Raw genomic sequence first — 2,115 nt, 5'->3', positions numbered from 1 at the left:
TGAGCGTCGCGAGGACATCCATCTCGCCTTCACCACGCTTGGATGGGCTCTCATCTGCTTCAACCAATGCAGACGGTTTTGTTAGGAGCTCTAAGTAGATATTCAAGGCATGAGCTGCGTCGGAAATGCCATTTGCGCTCCGATTTAGGAGAAGTCTAGAGCCGGGTGTAATATTGCCGGGCCAGTATCGCCAGTAGGAGTATTGTGCATGCCAGTGCCTCTTCTCGATACGGTCAAGACGCCGGCTGACCTCCGGCAGCTTCCCGAGAATCAGCTTCAGCAGGTGGCGGACGAGTTGCGCGCCGAGACGATCAGCGCGGTGTCGGTGACGGGCGGGCATCTGGGCGCGGGGCTCGGCGTCGTCGAACTGACGGTCGCGCTCCACTACGTGTTCAACACACCGCAGGATCGCCTGATCTGGGACGTCGGACATCAGGCCTATCCGCACAAGATCCTCACAGGACGGCGCGACCGGATCAGAACCCTTCGCCAGGCGGGCGGCCTCTCCGGCTTCACCAAACGGGCGGAGAGCGAATACGACCCCTTCGGCGCGGCCCATTCCTCGACCTCGATTTCGGCCGGCCTCGGCATGGCGGTCGCCCGCGATCTGGACAGACGCAAGAACAACGTCATCGCGGTGATCGGCGACGGTGCCATGTCGGCCGGCATGGCCTATGAGGCCATGAACAACGCGGGTGCGATGCATTCGCGGCTCATCGTGATCCTCAACGACAACGACATGTCGATCGCGCCGCCGACCGGAGCCATGTCCTCCTACCTGGCGCGGCTCGTCTCCGGCGGCACCTATCGCGGCATCCGCGAGACGGCCAAGCAGCTGGCGAAGAAGCTGCCGAAATTCTTCTACGACAAGGCCGCCAAGGCCGAGGAATTCGCCCGTGGCTTCTGGACCGGCGGGACCATGTTCGAGGAGCTCGGCTTCTACTATGTCGGGCCCATCGACGGGCACAACCTCGACCACCTGCTGCCGATCCTAAAGAACGTACGGGATTCCGAGACGGGGCCGATCCTCGTTCATGTCGTCACGCAGAAGGGCAAGGGCTACGCTCCTGCCGAGGCTGCCGCCGACAAGTATCACGGGGTCGTCACCTTCGACGTCGTGACCGGAACGCAGGCCAAGGCGAAGGCCAACGCACCCTCCTATACCAAGGTGTTCGGCGAAAGCCTGATCAAGGAAGCCGCGAAGGACGACAAGATCGTCGCTGTCACGGCAGCCATGCCATCGGGCACGGGCATCGACCTGTTCGGCAAGGAGTTCCCGTCCCGCACCTTCGATGTCGGCATCGCGGAACAGCACGCGGTCACCTTCGCGGCCGGCATGGCGACGGAAGGCTACAAGCCGTTCTGTGCGATCTATTCCACCTTCCTGCAGCGCGCCTATGACCAGGTGGTTCACGACGTTGCGCTTCAGAATCTGCCCGTGCGCTTCGCGCTCGACCGGGCCGGGCTGGTCGGCGCCGATGGCCCTACCCATGCCGGATCCTTCGACCTCGCCTTTCTCGGCTGCCTGCCGAACATGACCATCATGGCCGCCGCCGACGAGGCGGAACTGGTTCACATGGTCGCCACGGCGGCGGCCCATGACCAGGGGCCTATCGCGCTGCGCTATCCGCGCGGCGAAGGCGTCGGCATCGATCTGCCGGAACAGGGTATTCCGCTCGCCATCGGCAAGGGCCGCATCGTGAAGGAAGGCTCCCGGATCGCCATCCTGTCTCTCGGTACGCGCCTTGCGGAGGCACTGAAGGCTGCGGAAGAGCTGGAGGCCCGGGGCCTATCGACAACCGTGGCCGATGCGCGCTTCGCCAAGCCCCTCGACGAAGAGCTGATCCTCCGTCTGGCCCGCGAGCACGAGGTGCTGGTGAGCGTCGAGGAGGGCTCGGTCGGCGGCTTCGGCTCCTTCGTCCTGCAGCTTCTCGCCGAGAAGGGCGCGCTCGACCGGGGCACCCTCAAGGTCCGTTCCGTGGTGCTGCCTGACACCTATATCGACCACGACAAGCCCGAACGCATGTATGCCCAGGCCGGGCTTGATGCGTCCGGCATCGTCACCAAGGTGTTCGAGGCTTTGGGACAGGAGGAGGCCCGCAAAGCGCGGGCCTG

At 64.2% G+C, this 2,115-nt stretch carries 1 protein-coding gene; it reads left to right on the top strand.

The genetic code is table 11. From position 1 onward, the window contains the following. Positions 1-208: 208 nt before the first annotated feature. A partial coding sequence (gene dxs, locus K9B37_RS07855) for a 1-deoxy-D-xylulose-5-phosphate synthase (protein ID WP_224312536.1) occupies positions 209-2,115 on the top strand: 1,907 nt, incomplete at its 3' end.

The organism is Microvirga puerhi, assembly GCF_020089865.1.
Lineage (GTDB): Bacteria > Pseudomonadota > Alphaproteobacteria > Rhizobiales > Beijerinckiaceae > Microvirga > Microvirga puerhi.
This window is presented reverse-complemented; position numbering and strand designations above follow the sequence as displayed.